The sequence below is a fragment of the Ahniella affigens genome (assembly GCF_003015185.1).
Taxonomy (GTDB): Bacteria; Pseudomonadota; Gammaproteobacteria; order Xanthomonadales; family Ahniellaceae; genus Ahniella; species Ahniella affigens.
Genome location: NZ_CP027860.1, coordinates 4,176,408 through 4,194,470, shown reverse-complemented (window position 1 = coordinate 4,194,470; position 18,063 = coordinate 4,176,408). Strand labels below are relative to the sequence as shown.

Genomic DNA, 18,063 nt, shown 5'->3' with positions numbered 1-18,063 from the left:
CATGGCAACTTTGGGTAAGCGTTACCGTTCAATCGTCAACACCGTGGTGCCGGGCAAGGCCTACAACATTGACGAAGCAATCAAGATCATCAAGCAGAACGCCAAGGCCAAGTTCAACGAATCCGTTGACGTGGCGATTCGTCTCGGCATCGATGCGAAGAAGTCGGACCAGGGCGTGCGCGGCTCGACCGTGCTGCCAAACGGCACCGGCAAGACCGTCCGCGTGGCCGTGTTCTGCCCGGCTGGCGAAAAGGCTGAAGCTGCCAAGGCGGCTGGCGCTGACATCGTCGGTATGGACGATCTCGCCGAGAAGATGCAGGGCGGCGATCTGAACTACGGTGTGGTCATCGCAACGCCAGACGCCATGCGCGTCGTCGGTAAGCTCGGTCAGTTGCTCGGCCCGCGCGGCCTGATGCCGAACCCGAAGGTCGGCACCGTGACGGCTGATGTCGTCACCGCCGTGAAGAATGCCAAAGCAGGTCAGGTGCGTTATCGCAATGACAAGGCCGGCATCATTCACTGCACGATCGGCAAGGCCAACTTCGACGCTGAAGCGCTGAAGGGCAACCTGCACGCGCTGCTGAACGACGTGGTCAAGGCCAAGCCGCAGACGGCCAAAGGCCAGTATCTGGTCAAGATCTCGCTGTCCAGCACGATGGGCATTGGCGTGATCGTCGACCAGGCCACGCTGAGCCTCGCGAAGTAAGACCAATCACAAAGCCCGGATGCCAGCCTCGGCATCCGGCACATTTTTGAAGGCGGAGTCCCACATTGGGGCTCGGCCATCAAAGACCGCAGGTGTGGATCGAGCACGGCAGCGTCGGGCAGGGATGCTTGAAGTGGCACGGAATCGCCGCTGATCCGAACGCAGATCCACTTAATCGCACCTGCGTAGATGGTGCCGACATTCAGATTTTCTCTGGAACGGCCACCACCGGGACCATGTGGTCCCCGGCGTCAAAGGATGGACGCTGCTTCACCCCGCTCGCGGCAGGAGCCGCTTGCGGCAATCAATTGGAGGAGTGTAATGGCTCTCAATCTGGCTCAGAAGCAAGAAGTCGTAGCCGAATTGGCGGAAGTGGCTAAGAAAGCCCACTCCCTGGTCGCTGTTGAATACGCAGGCACCACCGTCTCCAGCATGACGGCGATGCGCAAGAAGGCCCGTGAATCGGGCGTGTTCCTGAAAGTCGTCAAGAACACGCTGGCTTCCCGTGCTGTCGTCGGTACCGAATACGAAGTCATCAAAGATGAACTCGCCGGTCCGCTGATGTATGCGTTTTCGATGGAAGAACCCGGCGCTGCCGGGCGTCTGATCAAGGAATTCGCCAAGGGGAATGACAAGCTCAAGGCAAAGGTCGTCGCCGTGGGCGGCAAGGCGTATCCAGCTTCGCACGTCGAAGTTCTGGCTTCCCTGCCGACGCGCGATCAGGCCCTGTCGATGCTGCTCAGCGTCCTCGTCGAACCGGCCACCCGCGTCGCGCGCGTTCTCAAGGCTTACGCCGAGAAGGACAACGCCCCAGCGGAAGCCGCCGTCGAAGCCCCGGCTGCCTGATCAATCGATCAACAAACCGATTCAGAAATATTTTCCAGAGGTAATTAGAAATGTCTCTTTCGAACGAACAAATCATCGAAGCCATCGCCGGCAAGACCCTGATGGAAGTCATGGACCTGGTCAAGGCCATGGAAGAAAAATTTGGCGTGTCCGCTGCCGCTCCGGTGGTGATGCAGGCCGGCCCGGCCGCCGCCGCCGCTGTGGTTGAAGAAAAGACCGAGTTCACCGTCGTCCTGAAGTCGGCCGGCGAGAAGAAGGTCGAAGTCATCAAGGCGGTCCGCGCGATCACCGGTCTCGGCCTCAAGGAAGCCAAGGACCTCGTCGAATCCGCCCCAGCCACGGTCAAAGACGCCGTGTCGAAGGCTGACTCGGAGAAGTTCAAGAAGGAACTCGAAGCTGCTGGCGCGACGGTCGAACTCAAGTAAGGCCGCATCGTTGGCTCGGGAATTTCTCGGGCTTCAGCAAGGCTGGGGACTTCGGTCCCCGGCCTTGTCGTGCTTCGTAGCGGGCGGCTGATCAGCCGCTCAGCCTGGGTCCAGGTTCCAGACCGCACAATGTCTGGTTCAGGTCCCGAAGTTCGATGTCGTATGCGCCAACCGGCGGATCCGAGATCGAATTTTCATCTGGTGCGGTGCAGCTGGCATCGCATCCAACAACCAAGGGTGGTAGCGCAACCATGACCTACTCGTTCACTGAAAAGAAGCGAATCCGCAAGGACTTTGGCAAACGGCCGACGGTGCTGGATGTGCCGTTCCTGCTCGCCATTCAAACCGACTCGTATCACGAGTTCCTGCAGACCGACACGCCCGCGAACAAGCGCGAGGCCAAAGGTCTGCATGCCGCGCTGAAATCGGTGTTCCCGATCAGCAGCTACTCCGGAAACGCCGCGCTCGAGTACGTCAGCTATCGCCTGGGTGACCCGCCGTTCGACGAAAAGGAATGCCGTTCGCGCGGCATGACCTTTGGTGCGCCGCTGCGCGTGCTGGTCCGTCTCGTGATTTACGATCGTGAGACGTCGGGTGCCAACAAGGCGGTCAAGCAGGTCAAGGAGCAGGAAGTCTACATGGGCGAAATTCCGCTCATGACCGACACTGGCACCTTCATCATCAACGGTACCGAGCGCGTCATCGTGTCGCAGCTGCACCGTTCGCCGGGCGTGTTCTTTGATCACGATCGCGGCAAGACGCACAGCTCGGGCAAGCTGCTCTACAGCGCCCGCGTGATTCCCTACCGCGGCTCCTGGCTCGACTTCGAATTCGATCCGAAGGACTGCCTGTTCACGCGTATCGACCGTCGCCGCAAGCTGCCGGTGACGATCCTGCTGCGCGCGCTCGGCTACAACAACGCCGAGATGTTGGACATGTTCTTCGAGAAGAACGAGTTCACGCTGAGCAAGCACGGCGGCGCCGAACTGCGCCTGATTCCGGAGCGCCTGCGCGGTGAAACCGCAGCGTTCGATATCCGCATCGGCGACGAATCCATCGTCGAAGCCGGCAAGCGTATTACCGCGCGTCACGTCCGTCAGCTGCAACAGGCCAAGATCAACGCTCTGGATGTGCCGGACGAGTATCTGCTCGGCCGCGTCCTGGCGCACGATGTCGTCGATTCGAAGTCCGGCGAAATGCTGGCGTTTGCAAACGACGAAATCGCTGCCGATCACCTGGTCAAGTTCCGCAAGGCGGGCATCGAGCGCATCAACACGCTGTTCGTCAACGACCTGGACCGCGGTCCGTATGTGTCGCAGACGCTGCGCATCGACCCGACGCGCACCCAGCTTGAGGCGCTCGTCGAAATCTACCGGATGATGCGTCCGGGCGAGCCGCCGACCAAGGAAGCCGCGCAGAACCTGTTCCAGAACCTGTTCTTCACGTTCGAGCGCTACGACCTCTCGACGGTCGGTCGCATGAAGTTCAACCGCCGCGTCGCCCGCAAGGAAGTGACTGGCAGCCACGTGATTTACGACGGCAAGTACTTCGGCGCCCGCACGGACGAAGAAGGCAAGCGCCTGTTCAAGGAATACGGCCCGGCGTTCTCGGACATCATCGACGCGCTGCGCGTGCTGATCGACATCCGTAACGGCCAAGGCATTGTGGACGACATCGATCACCTCGGTAACCGTCGCGTCCGCTCAGTGGGCGAAATGGCCGAGAACGTGTTCCGCGTGGGCTTGGTTCGCGTCGAGCGCGCCGTGAAGGAGCGCCTGTCGCTGGCCGAATCCGAAGGTTTGACCCCGCAGGAACTGATCAACGCCAAGCCCGTGGCCGCCGCGATCAAGGAGTTCTTTGGCTCCTCGCAGCTCAGCCAGTTCATGGACCAGAACAATCCGCTGTCAGAAGTCACCCACAAGCGTCGCGTGTCGGCACTTGGCCCGGGTGGTCTGACCCGCGAGCGCGCCGGCTTCGAAGTGCGCGACGTGCATCCGACCCACTACGGTCGCGTCTGCACGATCGAAACGCCTGAAGGTCCGAACATCGGTCTGATCAACTCGTTGGCGGTGTACGCACGCACCAACGGCTACGGCTTCCTCGAAACGCCGTTCCGCAAGGTGGTCGAAGGCAAGGTGACCGATCAAATCGACTTCATGTCGGCGATTGAAGAAAGCGGATTCGTGATTGCGCAGGCGAACTCGCCGCTGTCGAAGGATGGCGCGTTCACCGAAGCGTTCGTGTCCTGCCGCCGCCAAGGCGAATCGGAATTGCATCAGCCGGCCGACGTGCACTACATGGACGTCTCGCCAATGCAGACCGTGTCGGTCGCGGCCGCGCTCGTCCCGTTCCTGGAGCACGACGACGCCAACCGCGCGTTGATGGGCGCGAACATGCAACGTCAGGCCGTGCCGACACTGCGTGCGCAGACCCCAATGGTCGGCACCGGTATCGAGCGCGACGTGGCGCGCGACTCCGGCGTCATCGTCGCGGCCCGCCGCGGTGGTGTGATCGATCAGGTCGACGCCGCCCGTATCGTCGTCCGCGCCTTTGAGGCCGAGATCGGCGAGAACGACGCGGGTGTCGATATCTACTCGTTGGTCAAGTACACCCGCTCGAACCAGAATACCTGCTTGAATCAGCGTCCGCTGGTCAAGGTTGGTGATTTCGTCAGCAAGGGCGACGTGTTGGCCGACGGTCCGTCGACCGACATCGGTGAACTCGCACTCGGCCAGAACATGCTCGTCGCGTTCATGCCGTGGAACGGCTACAACTTCGAAGACTCGATCCTGCTCTCCGAGCGTGTGGTTCAGGAAGATCGTTACACGACGATCCACATCGAAGAACTGAGCTGCGTCGCGCGCGACACCAAGCTCGGTCCGGAAGAAATCACCGCCGACATCCCGAACGTTTCCGAACAAGCGCTGACGCGTCTCGACGAGTCGGGCGTGGTGTACATCGGCGCCGAAGTGAAGGCCGGCGACATCATGGTCGGTAAGGTCACGCCGAAGGGCGAGAGCCAGCTGACGCCAGAAGAGAAGTTGCTCCGCGCGATCTTCGGTGAAAAGGCGTCCGACGTGAAGGACAGCTCGCTGCGCGTGCCGCCAGGTATGGACGGCACCGTGATCGACGTGCAGGTCTTCACCCGCGACGGCATCGAGAAGGACAAGCGCGCCAAGCAGATCGAGGACATGGAAATCCGTCGCGTCAAGAAAGACTTCGACGATCAGTTCCGCATCCTCGAAGCCGCGATCTATGCGCGTCTCCGCATGCAGATCACCGGTCGCATCGCGAACGGCGGTCCGGGCAACATCAAGAAGGGCGCCGAGATCACGGCCGACTACTTGGACAGCCTGAAAAAGGATGAGTGGTTCCAGGTCCGCATGAAGGACGAGGACGCCGCCGAATTCATCGAGAAGGCGCAGGACCAGGTTGCACGTCATCGCGCCGAGTTCGACAAGCGCTTCCAGGAGAAGAAGGGCAAGATCACCGCTGGTGATGACCTCGCTCCGGGCGTGCTGAAAATGGTCAAGGTCTACTTGGCCGTGAAGCGTCGTATTCAGCCAGGTGACAAGATGGCCGGCCGCCACGGTAACAAGGGTGTGGTCTCGACGATCGTGCCGGTGGAAGACATGCCATTCATGGTGGACGGCCGTCCGGTCGACATCGTGCTGAACCCGCTCGGCGTGCCGTCGCGTATGAACATCGGTCAGATCCTGGAAACGCATCTTGGCTGGGCCGCGAAGGGCCTGGGCGAAAAGATCCGCCGCATGCTGGAAGCGAACGAAAAGGTCGCCAAGCTGCGCGAGTTCCTCGACCAGATCTACAACCATGACCAGAAGACGTTTGGCGATCGCGAACACCTTGCGGAGTTCAGCGACGACGAACTACTGGGCCTGGCGCGCAAGTTGACCGAAGGTGTGCCGATGGCAACGCCGGTGTTCGACGGCGCGCACGAAGCCGAAATCAAGACCATGCTCCGCTTGGCGGATCTGCCGGAATCCGGTCAGACCACGCTGTACGACGGGCGCACGGGCGAGGCCTTCGACCGCAAGGTCACGGTCGGCTACATGTACATGCTGAAGCTGAACCACTTGGTCGACGACAAAATGCATGCGCGCTCCACGGGTCCCTACTCGTTGGTCACGCAGCAACCGCTCGGCGGCAAAGCCCAGTTCGGTGGTCAGCGCTTCGGCGAAATGGAAGTCTGGGCACTCGAAGCCTACGGCGCCGCTTACACCCTGCAGGAAATGCTGACGGTGAAGTCGGACGACGTCGGCGGGCGCAACCAGATGTACAAGAACATCGTCGACGGCAATCACGAAATGGCCGCCGGCATGCCGGAATCCTTCAACGTTCTCGTGAAGGAAATCCGCTCGCTCGGCATCAACATCGAGCTGGAAGGCCAGTAATCGGAATCGGAGTCGAATGACATGAAAGATCTCTTGAACCTGTTCAACCAGCAGCGCCAGTCGCTGGATTTCGATTCGATCCGTATTGGACTCGCTTCGCCCGACCTGATTCGTTCGTGGTCGTTTGGTGAAGTGAAGAAGCCGGAAACGATCAACTACCGTACCTTCAAGCCGGAGCGTGATGGCCTGTTCTGCGCCGCCATCTTCGGGCCGATCAAGGACTACGAATGCCTGTGCGGCAAGTACAAGCGCATGAAGCATCGTGGCGTGGTCTGCGAAAAGTGCGGCACCGAAGTCACGCTTGCCAAGGTGCGGCGCGAGCGCATGGGCCACATTGAGCTGGCCAGCCCGGTCGCGCACATCTGGTTCCTGAAGTCGCTGCCATCGCGCATCGGCCTCATGCTCGACATGACGCTGCGTGACATCGAACGCATCCTGTACTTCGAAGCCTATGTCGTCATTGACCCGGGTCTGACCCCGCTTGATCGCGGCCAGATCCTCGGCGAAGAACAGTATCTGCAAGCGGTGGAAGAGCATGGCGATGAATTCGATGCCCGCATGGGTGCCGAAGCCGTGCACGAACTGCTGCGCACGATCGACCTGAACGCCGAACTCGTGAAGCTCCGCGAAGAGATGGGCAGCACCAGCTCGGAAACGAAGCTGAAGCGCCTGTCGAAGCGCATCAAGTTGATGGAGAGCTTCCTGGAATCGGGCAACCGTCCGGAATGGATGGTCATGACCGTGCTGCCCGTGCTGCCGCCGGATCTGCGTCCGCTGGTGCCGCTCGATGGCGGCCGCTTTGCGACGTCCGATCTTAACGATCTGTACCGCCGCGTGATCAACCGCAACAACCGCTTGAAGCGCCTGTTGGAGCTCAATGCTCCGGACATCATCGTGCGCAACGAAAAGCGCATGTTGCAAGAATCGGTGGACGCGCTGATGGACAACGGCCGCCGTGGCCGCGCCATCACCGGCACCAACAAGCGCCCGCTGAAGTCCTTGGCCGACATGATCAAGGGCAAGCAGGGTCGCTTCCGTCAGAACCTGCTCGGCAAGCGCGTCGACTACTCGGGCCGTTCGGTCATCGTGGTCGGTCCGACGCTGAAGCTGCATGAGTGCGGTCTGCCAAAGAAAATGGCGCTCGAACTGTTCAAGCCGTTCATCTTCTCGAAGCTGCAGCGCCGTGGTCTCGCCACGACGATCAAGGCCGCCAAGAAGCTCGTTGAGCGCGAATCGGCCGAAGTCTGGGACATTCTGGAAGAAGTCATCCGCGAACATCCGGTGCTCTTGAACCGCGCCCCGACGCTGCACCGTCTCGGCATTCAGGCGTTTGAGCCCGTACTGATCGAAGGCAAGGCGATCCAGCTGCATCCGCTCGTCTGTACGGCGTTCAACGCCGACTTCGACGGTGACCAGATGGCCGTGCACGTGCCGCTGTCGATCGAAGCGCAGCTCGAAGCCCGCGCGTTGATGATGTCGTCGAACAACATTCTGTCGCCGGCCAACGGTGATCCGATCATTGTGCCGACGCAGGACGTCGTGTTGGGCCTCTACTACATGACCCGCGAATTGGTGAACGCCAAGGGCGAGGGCATGGTGTTCGCGAACATCGCCGAAGTGAAGCGCGCCTACGACAACCGCGCCGTCGCGTTGCATGCGAAGGTCAAGGTCCGCCTGACCGAAACCGTGATCGACGCCGAAAAGAAGCGCACGCAGAAGACGTCGATCGTGGACACCACGATTGGTCGCTCGCTGCTCGCCGAAATTCTGCCGGCTGGTCTGCCGTTCGCTCTGGTCAACCAGGATCTGACGAAGAAGAACATCTCGCGCCTGATCAACGCCTGCTACCGCTCGCTGGGTCTGAAGGACACCGTCGTGTTCGCCGACCAACTGATGTACACGGGCTTTGCCTACGCCACCCGCGCGGGCGTGTCGATCGGTATCGACGACATGACGATCCCGGGTGAGAAGGCCGCAATTTTGGCGGCAGCCGAGAAGGAACAGATCGAAATCCAGGAGCAGTTCGCGTCTGGTCTCGTGACGTCTGGCGAGCGCTACAACAAGGTCGTCGACATCTGGTCGCGTACGAACGAACAAGTCGCTCAGGCGATGATGAAGGGTATTGGTACCGACAAGGTCGCCAATGCCAAGGGTGACATCGTCGAACAGAAGTCGATGAACTCGATCTACATCATGGCCGACTCGGGCGCCCGCGGTTCCGCAGCCCAGATTCGTCAGCTCGCTGGTATGCGCGGCCTGATGGCGCGTCCGGACGGCTCCATCATCGAAACGCCGATTAAGGCGAACTTCCGTGAAGGCCTCGACGTCCTCCAGTACTTCATCTCGACCCACGGTGCGCGTAAGGGCTTGGCCGATACCGCCTTGAAGACCGCGAACTCGGGTTACCTGACCCGTCGTCTGGTCGACGTTGCGCAGGACATGGTGGTGACCGAGCTCGACTGCGGCACGATCGGTGGTCTGACGATGACGGCGATTGTCGAAGGTGGCGACGTGGTCGAAGCGCTGCGTGACCGCGTGCTCGGTCGTGTGGTCGCTGAGGATATCTACCTCGGCAGCGACGACAGCAAGCCGTTCATCGCTCGCAACACGCTGCTCGATGAAAAGCTGGTGGACGAACTCGAAGCCGCTGGTGTGCAGACCGTCCAGGTCCGCTCCGCGATCAGCTGCGAAGCTCGCTTCGGTGTCTGCGCCCGTTGCTATGGTCGCGACCTCGCTCGCGGTCACCTGGTCAACAACGGCGAAGCGGTCGGCGTCATTGCCGCGCAGTCGATCGGTGAGCCGGGTACCCAGCTGACCATGCGTACGTTCCACATCGGTGGCGCGGCCTCTCGTGCTGCGGCGGTCGACAACGTGCAGGCCAAGACTGCGGGTTCGCTCCGCTTCAGCAACATGAAGACGGTTGTGCACGCCCAAGGCCATTTGGTCGCCGTGTCCCGCTCCGGCGAACTGTCGGTGATCGATGCTCATGGTCGTGAGCGCGAACGTTATCGCGTGCCATACGGTGCAACGATTTCGGTCAAGGAAGGCGAACCGGTTAAGGCGGGTCAGACCGTCGCGAACTGGGATCCGCATACCCATCCGATCGTGTCCGAAGTTGCCGGTGTGATCCGATTTAACGACTTCATCGACGGCATCACCGTGCAAGAACAGGTCGACGACCTGACGGGTTTGCAGTCGGCCGTCGTGACCGATCCGAAGCGTCGTGGTCCGCAGGCCAAGGATCTGCGCCCAACCGTCCGCATTGAAGACAAGAAGGGCAAGGAACTGAAGCTGCCAGGCACCGACGTGCCGGCGCAGTACTTCCTGCCGCCAGGTGCCATTATCTCGCTGCAGGCCGGTGCGACGGTCGGCGTGGGTGACGTGGTGGCCCGTATCCCGCAGGAAACGTCCAAGACCCGCGACATCACCGGTGGTCTGCCGCGCGTTGCCGACTTGTTCGAAGCGCGCAAGCCGAAGGAACCAGCCATCCTGGCCGAAGTCACCGGCGTGGTCAGTTTCGGCAAGGACACGAAGGGTAAGCAGCGCCTGGTCATCACGGACAAGGACGGCACCGCCTACGAGGAACTGATTCCGAAGTGGCGTCAGGTCATCGTGTTCGAAGGTGAACACGTGACGAAGGGCGAAACCGTCGTGGACGGTGAGCCGAACCCACACGACATCCTGCGTCTCCTGGGTGTGGAGCCTCTGGCTTCGTACCTGACCAAGGAAATCCAGGACGTGTATCGCCTGCAGGGCGTGAAGATCAATGACAAGCACATTGAAGTGATCGTCCGGCAGATGCTGCGCAAGATCGAGGTCACCGATGGCGGTGACACCCGTTACCTGCGTGGCGAACAGATCGACCGCGTGCGCGTGATCGAGGAGAACAACCGGGCCCGGAACCGTAACGAGCGTACGGCCACCTTCGACCCGATCCTGCTCGGCATCACCAAGGCTTCGCTGGCAACCGAATCGTTCATCTCGGCCGCCTCGTTCCAGGAAACGACACGTGTGTTGACAGAAGCGTCGGTCCGCGGTACCCGCGACACCTTGCGCGGTCTGAAAGAAAACGTTATTGTTGGTCGTCTAATTCCGGCCGGTACAGGCTTGGCGTATCACGCGAAACGGCGTGCAGCCAATGCCGGTTTAACTGAAGCCGAGATGAATTCGTTTGGTGGTGGTGGCGGGGTGACCTTTGCTGAACCACTGGCCGACGATTCTGGTGTAGATGACGCCTAAGTAGGCGTTTTTAAATCGAAATGAGGCTTAGGATGAGCCTCGTTTTCGGGTGCATGGATGCAGCGCAGTGTGCGTTGACGGAATCGTTGCGCGCCTGCTACAGTCTCAAAGCTGACAGGCCAGCTAGTGCTGGCCTGTCATTTCGTTTCTCAGGACTCTTTGAAAATATGTCGACGATCAATCAGCTGGTGCGCCGCGCGCGCAGCCCGAAGACCTACAAGAGTGCCTCTCCGGCGCTCGCGAAGTGCCCGCAACGCCGTGGTGTTTGCACGCGCGTGTACACGACCACCCCGAAGAAGCCGAACTCGGCCCTTCGTAAGGTTGCCAAGGTCCGTTTGACCAATGGCTTCGAGGTGATCAGCTATATCGGCGGCGAAGGTCACAATCTCCAGGAACACTCTGTGGTGCTCATCCGCGGCGGTCGCGTTAAAGACCTGCCGGGCGTGCGCTATCACACGGTGCGTGGCTCGTTGGACGCCTCTGGCGTTGCCAAGCGCCGCCAAAGTCGTTCCAAGTACGGCGCCAAGCGCCCGAAAAGCTAATTCTCTGAATCAAGGCATTCGCTATGTCGCGTAAAGGCTCTACTCCACAACGCGCTGTCATTGCTGACCCCAAGCATGGCAGTGAAATGATCGCTCGCTTCATCAATATGGTGATGAAGAGCGGTAAGAAATCGGTCGCCGAAGGCATCGTCTACGGTGCGCTCGACGTGATCGGCGAAAAGAACGCCGATTCGATCAACCTGGTCGAGAAGGCCCTGAACAACGTCGCTCCGGCAGTCGAGGTCAAGTCTCGTCGCGTCGGTGGTGCCACGTATCAGGTGCCGGTCGAAGTCCGCCCAGCCCGTCGTCTGGCACTTGCCATGCGCTGGACGATCGAAGCTGCGCGCAAGCGCGGTGAGACCTCCATGCCGCGCAAGCTCGCTGGCGAGCTGATCGACGCTGCCGAAAACCGCGGTGGCGCGGTCAAGAAGCGCGAAGAAACCCACCGTATGGCCGACGCCAATAAGGCGTTTGCGCATTACCGTTGGTAAGCGAGAGAGATCATGGCACGCACTACGCCTATCGAGCGCTATCGCAACTTCGGCATCATGGCCCACATCGATGCCGGCAAGACCACGACCACCGAACGCATCCTCTTCTACACGGGTGTCAATCACAAGATTGGCGAAGTGCATGAAGGCGCTGCGACCATGGACTGGATGGAACAGGAACAAGAGCGCGGCATCACGATTACGTCGGCCGCGACGACCTGCTTCTGGAAAGGCATGGATCTGTCGTTCCCTGAGCACCGCTTCAACATCATCGACACGCCTGGCCACGTCGACTTCACCATCGAAGTCGAGCGCTCGCTGCGCGTGCTCGACGGCGCGGTGTTCGTGTTGTGCGCCGTTGGCGGCGTGCAGCCGCAGTCGGAAACGGTTTGGCGTCAGGCCAACAAGTATGGCGTGCCGCGTATCGCGTTCGTCAACAAGATGGACCGCGCCGGCGCCGACTTCGACAAAGTCGTCGGTCAGCTGAAGTCCCGTCTGAACGCCAACCCGGTGCCGATGCAGGTTCCGATTGGCGCCGAAGAACACTTCGAAGGCGTCGTTGACCTGGTCAAGATGAAGGCCATTCAATGGGACATGTCCTCGCAGGGCATGAAGTTTGAGTACGTCGACATTCCCGAGCGCCTCATCGAGAAGTGCAAGAAGGCGCGCGAGTTCATGGTGGAAGCGGCGGCTGAGACCTCCGAAGAACTGATGAACAAGTACCTCGAGCAGGGTGAACTGTCGGAAGAAGAAGTGTTGGCCGGTATCCGTAACGGTACGGTGTCGAACGCACTGATTCCGGTGTTCTGCGGCTCGGCGTTCAAGAACAAGGGCGTGCAGGCCATGTTGGATGCGGTCGTCCGCTTCCTGCCGTCGCCGGCCGACCGTCCGCCGGTCAAGGGCACCGACGAAGACGAAAAGGAAGCCACCCGCAAGGCTGGCGACACCGAGCCGTTCTCGTCGCTCGCGTTCAAGATCATGACCGACCCGTTCGTGGGTTCGCTGACGTTCTTCCGTGTCTACTCCGGCACGCTGAACTCGGGTGACACCGTGTTCAACCCGGTCAAGAGCAAGAAGGAACGTATCGGCCGTCTGCTGCAAATGCACGCTGCCGAGCGCTCCGAAATCAAGGAAGTGCGCGCGGGTGACATCGCGGCTGCCGTCGGTCTGAAGGACGTCACCACCGGTGACACCCTCTGCGACGCTGGCAACGTGATCACGCTTGAGCGCATGGTGTTCCCGGAGCCGGTGATCGCCATGGCGATCGAACCGAAGACGAAGGCTGACCAGGAAAAGATGGGCATCGCGCTGTCGCGTCTCGCGCAGGAAGATCCGTCGTTCCGTGTCCGCACTGACGAAGAGTCGGGCCAGACCATCATCGCCGGCATGGGCGAGCTGCATCTGGAAATCATCGTCGACCGCATGAAGCGCGAGTTCAACGTCGAAGCGAACGTGGGTAAGCCGCAGGTGGCCTACCGCGAAGCGATTCGCAAGAGCGTCCGCGTCGAAGGCAAGTTCGTGCGCCAGTCCGGTGGTCGTGGTCAGTACGGTCACGTCTGGATCGAAATGGAGCCGCTGGAACGTGGTTCGGGCTACATCTTCGAAAACGGCGTCGTTGGCGGCGTGATTCCGAAGGAATACATCCCGGCCGTCGACAAGGGCATCCAGGAACAGGTCAAGAACGGCGTGCTCGCCGGCTTCCCGGTCGTGGACGTCAAGGTTCGCCTGGTCGATGGTTCGTACCATGATGTCGACTCCAACGAAATGGCGTTCAAGATCGCCGGTTCGATGGCGTTCAAGGAAGGCTTCCACAAAGCCAACCCGGCGCTGCTGGAGCCGATCATGAAGGTCGAAGTGGTGACGCCAGAAGACTACATGGGCGACATCATGGGCGACCTGAGCCGTCGTCGCGGTCTGCTGCAAGGTTCGGACGATTCGCCATCGGGCAAGCTGATTAACGCGCTGGTCCCGCTCGGTGAGATGTTCGGCTACGCCACGAACCTGCGCTCGATGTCGCAGGGTCGCGCGACCTTCACGATGGAATTCGATCATTACACGGAAGCGCCGAACAACATCGCTGAATCCGTGATCAAGAAAGCTTCCTAATCCAACAGCATTTTTTTGAGGTTTTGCAGTCATGGCAAAAGGTAAATTTGAGCGCACCAAGCCGCACGTAAACGTCGGCACGATCGGTCACGTTGACCACGGCAAGACGACGCTGACGGCGGCGCTGACGAAGGTTGGCGCAGAGCGTTTCGGTGGCGAATTCAAGGCGTACGATCAGATCGACGCAGCGCCGGAAGAGAAGGCGCGCGGTATTACGATTTCGACGGCGCACGTTGAGTACGAAAGCCCGACGCGTCACTACGCGCACGTGGACTGCCCGGGCCACGCCGACTACGTGAAGAACATGATCACGGGTGCGGCGCAGATGGACGGCGCGATTCTGGTGTGCTCGGCCGCTGACGGCCCGATGCCGCAGACGCGTGAGCACATCCTGCTGGCTCGCCAGGTCGGTGTGCCGTACATCGTGGTGTTCATGAACAAGGCTGACATGGTCGACGACGCCGAGCTGCTCGAGCTGGTCGAAATGGAAGTCCGTGAACTGCTGTCGAAGTACAACTTCCCAGGCGACGACACCCCGATCATCAAGGGTTCGGCCCTGAAGGCGCTGGAAGGCGACCAGAGCGAAATCGGCGTGCCGGCGATCATCAAGCTGGTGGACGCGCTGGATACGTACATTCCGGAGCCGAAGCGTGACGTCGACAAGCCGTTCCTGATGCCGGTCGAAGACGTGTTCTCGATCTCGGGTCGCGGCACGGTGGTGACGGGTCGTATTGAGCGCGGCATCATCAAGGTGGGCGACGAAATCGAAATCGTCGGTATCCGTCCGACGCAGAAGACGACGGTCACGGGCGTGGAAATGTTCCGCAAGTTGCTCGACCAGGGTCAGGCAGGCGACAACGCCGGTCTGCTGCTGCGCGGCACGAAGCGTGATGACGTGGAGCGCGGCCAGGTGCTGTGCAAGCCAGGTTCGATCACGCCGCACACGGACTTCGAAGCCGAGATCTACGTGCTGTCGAAGGACGAGGGTGGCCGTCATACGCCGTTCTTCAAGGGCTACCGTCCGCAGTTCTACTTCCGTACGACAGACGTGACCGGTTCGTGCGAACTGCCGGAAGGCGTCGAGATGGTGATGCCGGGCGACAACATCAAGATCAAGGTGCAGCTGATTGTGCCGGTCGCGATGGACGAAGGCCTGCGCTTTGCGATCCGTGAAGGTGGCCGCACCGTCGGTGCCGGCGTCGTCGCCAAGATCATCAAGTAATAAACATTAACGAGCGACACGGGGTGTGCGCGCCCCGTGTTCCGAACCAAGGAATTGGCACATGGCAGACCAGAAAATTCGTATTCGTCTGAAAGCTTACGATCATCGCCTGATCGATAAGTCCGCCAGCGAAATCGTCGAAACCGCGAAGCGTACCGGCGCGCAAGTGCACGGTCCGATTCCGCTTCCGACCAAGATCGAGCGCTACACCATTCTGGTGTCGCCGCATGCCGATAAGGACGCACGTGATCAGTACGAGACCCGTACCCACAAACGCGTTCTCGATATCGTTGACCCCAACGACAAGACCGTAGATGCGCTGATGAAACTTGATCTCGCCGCTGGCGTGGATGTCCAGATCAAGTTGTATTAAAGCGCCGTAACAGGACAGAAAAATGAGTATCGGACTAGTTGGCCGCAAATGCGGCATGACACGCGTCTTCACCGACGCGGGTGAGTCGGTCCCGGTGACGCTGATTGAAGCCTCGCCGAACCGCGTGACCCAAGTGAAGACCAAAGAAACGGACGGCTACACCGCCATCCAAGTGACGGCGGGCAAAAAGCGCGCCTCGCTGATCGACAAACCGACCGCTGGCCACTACGCGAAAGCGCAGGTCGAGGCGGGTCGCGGCCTGTGGGAGTTCCGCGTCGCTGACGCAGAGATCTCGAAGTACGCGGTGGGCAACGAGATCAAGGTCGACGAGCTGTTTGCCGTCGGTCAGATGGTCGATGTCGCTGGCGTCACCAAGGGTAAGGGCTTCCAGGGCACGATCAAGCGCCACCACTTCACCATGGGTGATGCCACCCACGGTAACTCGCTGTCGCATCGCTCGCCGGGTTCCATCGGCCAGCGTCAGACGCCGGGTCGCGTGTTTCCCGGCAAGAAGATGTCGGGTCACATGGGTGCGGTGAATCAGACCGCAGTCAACCTGACGGTCGTGCGCATTGACGCCGAACGTGGGCTGATCGCGATCAAGGGAGCAGTGCCGGGCGCCAAGAATGGCGACGTCGTTGTTCGCCCAGCAGCCAAGGCGAAGTAAGGAGTGGCCATGCAAATCAATACGCTTGATAGCAAGAAGCCGGTGACTCTGAATGACGCCATCTTTGGCCGTGAGTTCACCGAAGATCTGGTGCACCAGGTGGTAACCGCCTACCGCAATGCCGGTCGCGCGGGTACCAAGGCCCAGAAATCGCGTTCCGACTTGTCCGGTACGACCAAGAAGTTCAAGAAGCAGAAGGGTGGCGGCGCCCGTCACGGTGACTACCGCGCCCCGATCTTCGTCGGTGGTGGTCGTGCGTTCGCAGCCCGTCCGCGGAGCTTTGAGCAAAAGGTCAACCGCAAGATGTATCGCGCTGCAGTCGCGACGATCCTGGCCGAGCTGAACCGTCAAGAGCGCCTCAAAGTCGTCGACGCGTTCGATGTCGAGGCTGCCAAGACCAAGCTGCTCGCCGCCAAGTTGGCCGGCTACGGCCTGGGTCGCACGCTGATCGTGACCGACACCGGTACCGAAGCGCTGTTCCTGGCTGCGCGCAACCTGCCGCACGTGGCCGTGCTCGACACTGCCAGCGTGAATCCGGTCGATCTGATCCGCGCCGAGCATGTCGTGGTCACGGTTGACGCCCTGAAGAAAATTGAGGAGTGGCTGGCATGAGTAACGAACGCCTGCTGCAAGTGCTCCGCACGCCGCTGATCTCTGAAAAGACAGCGCGCCTGCAGGAAGCAGCCAACCAGTATGTCTTCGAAGTCGCCCAGACGGCGACCAAGACGGACGTCAAGAAAGCGGTTGAAGAACTGTTCAAGGTCACTGTGACGGCGGTCAACGTCGTCAACGTCAAGGGCAAGAACAAGATGTTCCGCAATCGTTCCGGTCAGCGCGCCGGCCTGCGCAAGGCGTACATCAGCCTTGCCGACGGCCAGTCGATCGACGTCATTGCCAAGCCCTGAGGTCCACACACATGGCACTGATTACATTTAAGCCAACCTCTGCCGGTCGCCGCTCAATGGTGGCCGTCAAGACCCCAGGCTTGCACAAGGGCGGTCCGCTCGCGGCTCTGACCGAGTCGCAGAACAAGACCGGTGGTCGTAACCATTACGGCCGCATCACCACCCGTCACAAGGGCGGTGGTCACAAGCAGAACTATCGCGTCGTCGATTTCAAGCGTGACAAGGAAGGCATTCCGGCGCGCGTGGAACGGATCGAATACGATCCGAACCGCACGGCTCACATTGCTCTGCTGTGCTACGTCGACGGGGAACGTCGCTACATCATCTCGCCGAAGGGCATCAAGGTGGGTGATCAGCTGATCGCCGGCAAGGATGCGCCGATCAAGGTCGGTAACTCGCTGCCGCTCCGGAACATCCCGGTCGGTACGCAGGTGCACTGCATTGAACTGCGCCCGGGCAAGGGTGCGCAGCTGGCCCGCTCGGCCGGTGCGTCCGTCCAGCTCGTCGCTCGCGAAATGGGTTACGCCACGCTGCGTCTTCGCTCCGGCGAAATGCGCAAGGTGCCAGTTGATTGCCGCGCCACCATCGGTGAAGTCGGCAACGACGAGCACAACCTGCGCAAGATCGGTAAGGCCGGTGCCCAGCGCTGGCGTGGTATTCGCCCGACCGTTCGCGGTGCGGCGATGAACCCGGTTGACCATCCGCACGGTGGTGGTGAAGCACGCGCAGGCCAGGGTAACCCGCATCCGGTGTCCCCATGGGGCATGCCGACCAAGGGTTACAAGACCCGTAAGAACAAGCGCACTGAGCGCTTCATTGTCCGCGATCGTAGGGGTTAATCGACCATGGCACGTTCACTGAAGAAAGGTCCCTTCATCGACCTGCACCTGCTGAAGAAAGTCGAGGCCACTGCGGCCGCGAACAGCAAGCGCCCGATCAAGACCTGGTCGCGTCGCTCGATGATCATTCCGGAAATGGTCGGTATGACCATTGCCGTCCACAACGGCAAGGCGCACGTCCCGGTGCTGGTCAACGAGAACATGGTTGGCCACAAGCTCGGCGAGTTTGCGGTGACCCGTACGTTCAAAGCACACGGCGGCGATAAGAAAGCCGCTGGCAAGTAAGGAGA

At 60.7% G+C, this 18,063-nt stretch carries 15 protein-coding genes; all 15 read left to right on the top strand.

Annotation, left to right across the window (positions count from 1 at the left end; all coding sequences use genetic code 11):
• Position 1: 1 nt before the first annotated feature.
• Positions 2-706: a 50S ribosomal protein L1 gene (rplA, locus tag C7S18_RS16200; protein ID WP_106892554.1), complete on the top strand. Its 705-nt coding sequence runs from the start codon at positions 2-4 to the stop codon at positions 704-706.
• A gap of 321 nt (positions 707-1,027) precedes the next feature.
• Positions 1,028-1,552: a 50S ribosomal protein L10 gene (rplJ, locus tag C7S18_RS16195; protein ID WP_106892553.1), complete on the top strand. Its 525-nt coding sequence runs from the start codon at positions 1,028-1,030 to the stop codon at positions 1,550-1,552.
• Between the two features lie 50 nt (positions 1,553-1,602).
• Positions 1,603-1,977, top strand: coding sequence for a 50S ribosomal protein L7/L12 (gene rplL, locus C7S18_RS16190; protein ID WP_106892552.1), 375 nt, complete (start codon positions 1,603-1,605; stop codon positions 1,975-1,977).
• Positions 1,978-2,228: 251 nt separating this feature from the next.
• The gene (gene rpoB / locus C7S18_RS16185) at positions 2,229-6,389 is read left to right on the top strand and encodes a DNA-directed RNA polymerase subunit beta (protein WP_106894066.1); all 4,161 of its coding nucleotides are present in this window, start codon (positions 2,229-2,231) and stop codon (positions 6,387-6,389) included.
• Between the two features lie 21 nt (positions 6,390-6,410).
• The gene (gene rpoC / locus C7S18_RS16180; RefSeq protein ID WP_106892551.1) at positions 6,411-10,628 is read left to right on the top strand and encodes a DNA-directed RNA polymerase subunit beta'; all 4,218 of its coding nucleotides are present in this window, start codon (positions 6,411-6,413) and stop codon (positions 10,626-10,628) included.
• 167 nt (positions 10,629-10,795) lie between these two features.
• Complete coding sequence (gene rpsL / locus C7S18_RS16175) at positions 10,796-11,170, top strand: 30S ribosomal protein S12 (protein ID WP_106894065.1); 375 nt, start codon at positions 10,796-10,798, stop codon at positions 11,168-11,170.
• A 23-nt stretch (positions 11,171-11,193) separates the two neighbouring features.
• On the top strand, positions 11,194-11,661 hold the full coding sequence (rpsG, locus tag C7S18_RS16170) for a 30S ribosomal protein S7 (protein WP_106892550.1): 468 nt from the start codon (positions 11,194-11,196) through the stop codon (positions 11,659-11,661).
• Positions 11,662-11,673: 12 nt separating this feature from the next.
• Positions 11,674-13,767 (top strand): elongation factor G, encoded by a 2,094-nt coding sequence (fusA, locus tag C7S18_RS16165; RefSeq protein WP_106892549.1) that lies wholly within the window; start codon positions 11,674-11,676, stop codon positions 13,765-13,767.
• 31 nt (positions 13,768-13,798) lie between these two features.
• The gene (gene tuf, locus C7S18_RS16160) at positions 13,799-14,989 is read left to right on the top strand and encodes an elongation factor Tu (RefSeq protein WP_106892548.1); all 1,191 of its coding nucleotides are present in this window, start codon (positions 13,799-13,801) and stop codon (positions 14,987-14,989) included.
• A 61-nt stretch (positions 14,990-15,050) separates the two neighbouring features.
• The gene (rpsJ, locus tag C7S18_RS16155) at positions 15,051-15,362 is read left to right on the top strand and encodes a 30S ribosomal protein S10 (RefSeq protein ID WP_106892547.1); all 312 of its coding nucleotides are present in this window, start codon (positions 15,051-15,053) and stop codon (positions 15,360-15,362) included.
• A 22-nt stretch (positions 15,363-15,384) separates the two neighbouring features.
• Positions 15,385-16,029, top strand: a complete 645-nt coding sequence (gene rplC / locus C7S18_RS16150; protein WP_106892546.1) for a 50S ribosomal protein L3 — start codon at positions 15,385-15,387, stop codon at positions 16,027-16,029.
• Between the two features lie 9 nt (positions 16,030-16,038).
• A complete protein-coding gene (gene rplD, locus C7S18_RS16145) occupies positions 16,039-16,641 on the top strand; it encodes a 50S ribosomal protein L4 (RefSeq protein WP_106892545.1) in 603 nt (200 codons plus the stop codon).
• Positions 16,638-16,934, top strand: coding sequence for a 50S ribosomal protein L23 (gene rplW / locus C7S18_RS16140; RefSeq protein WP_106892544.1), 297 nt, complete (start codon positions 16,638-16,640; stop codon positions 16,932-16,934). Before rplD ends, rplW begins: the two co-directional genes overlap by 4 nt.
• 11 nt (positions 16,935-16,945) lie before the next feature.
• On the top strand, positions 16,946-17,773 hold the full coding sequence (gene rplB, locus C7S18_RS16135) for a 50S ribosomal protein L2 (RefSeq protein WP_106892543.1): 828 nt from the start codon (positions 16,946-16,948) through the stop codon (positions 17,771-17,773).
• A gap of 6 nt (positions 17,774-17,779) precedes the next feature.
• Positions 17,780-18,058, top strand: a complete 279-nt coding sequence (rpsS, locus tag C7S18_RS16130; protein WP_106892542.1) for a 30S ribosomal protein S19 — start codon at positions 17,780-17,782, stop codon at positions 18,056-18,058.
• The last annotated feature ends 5 nt before the right edge of the window (positions 18,059-18,063 follow it).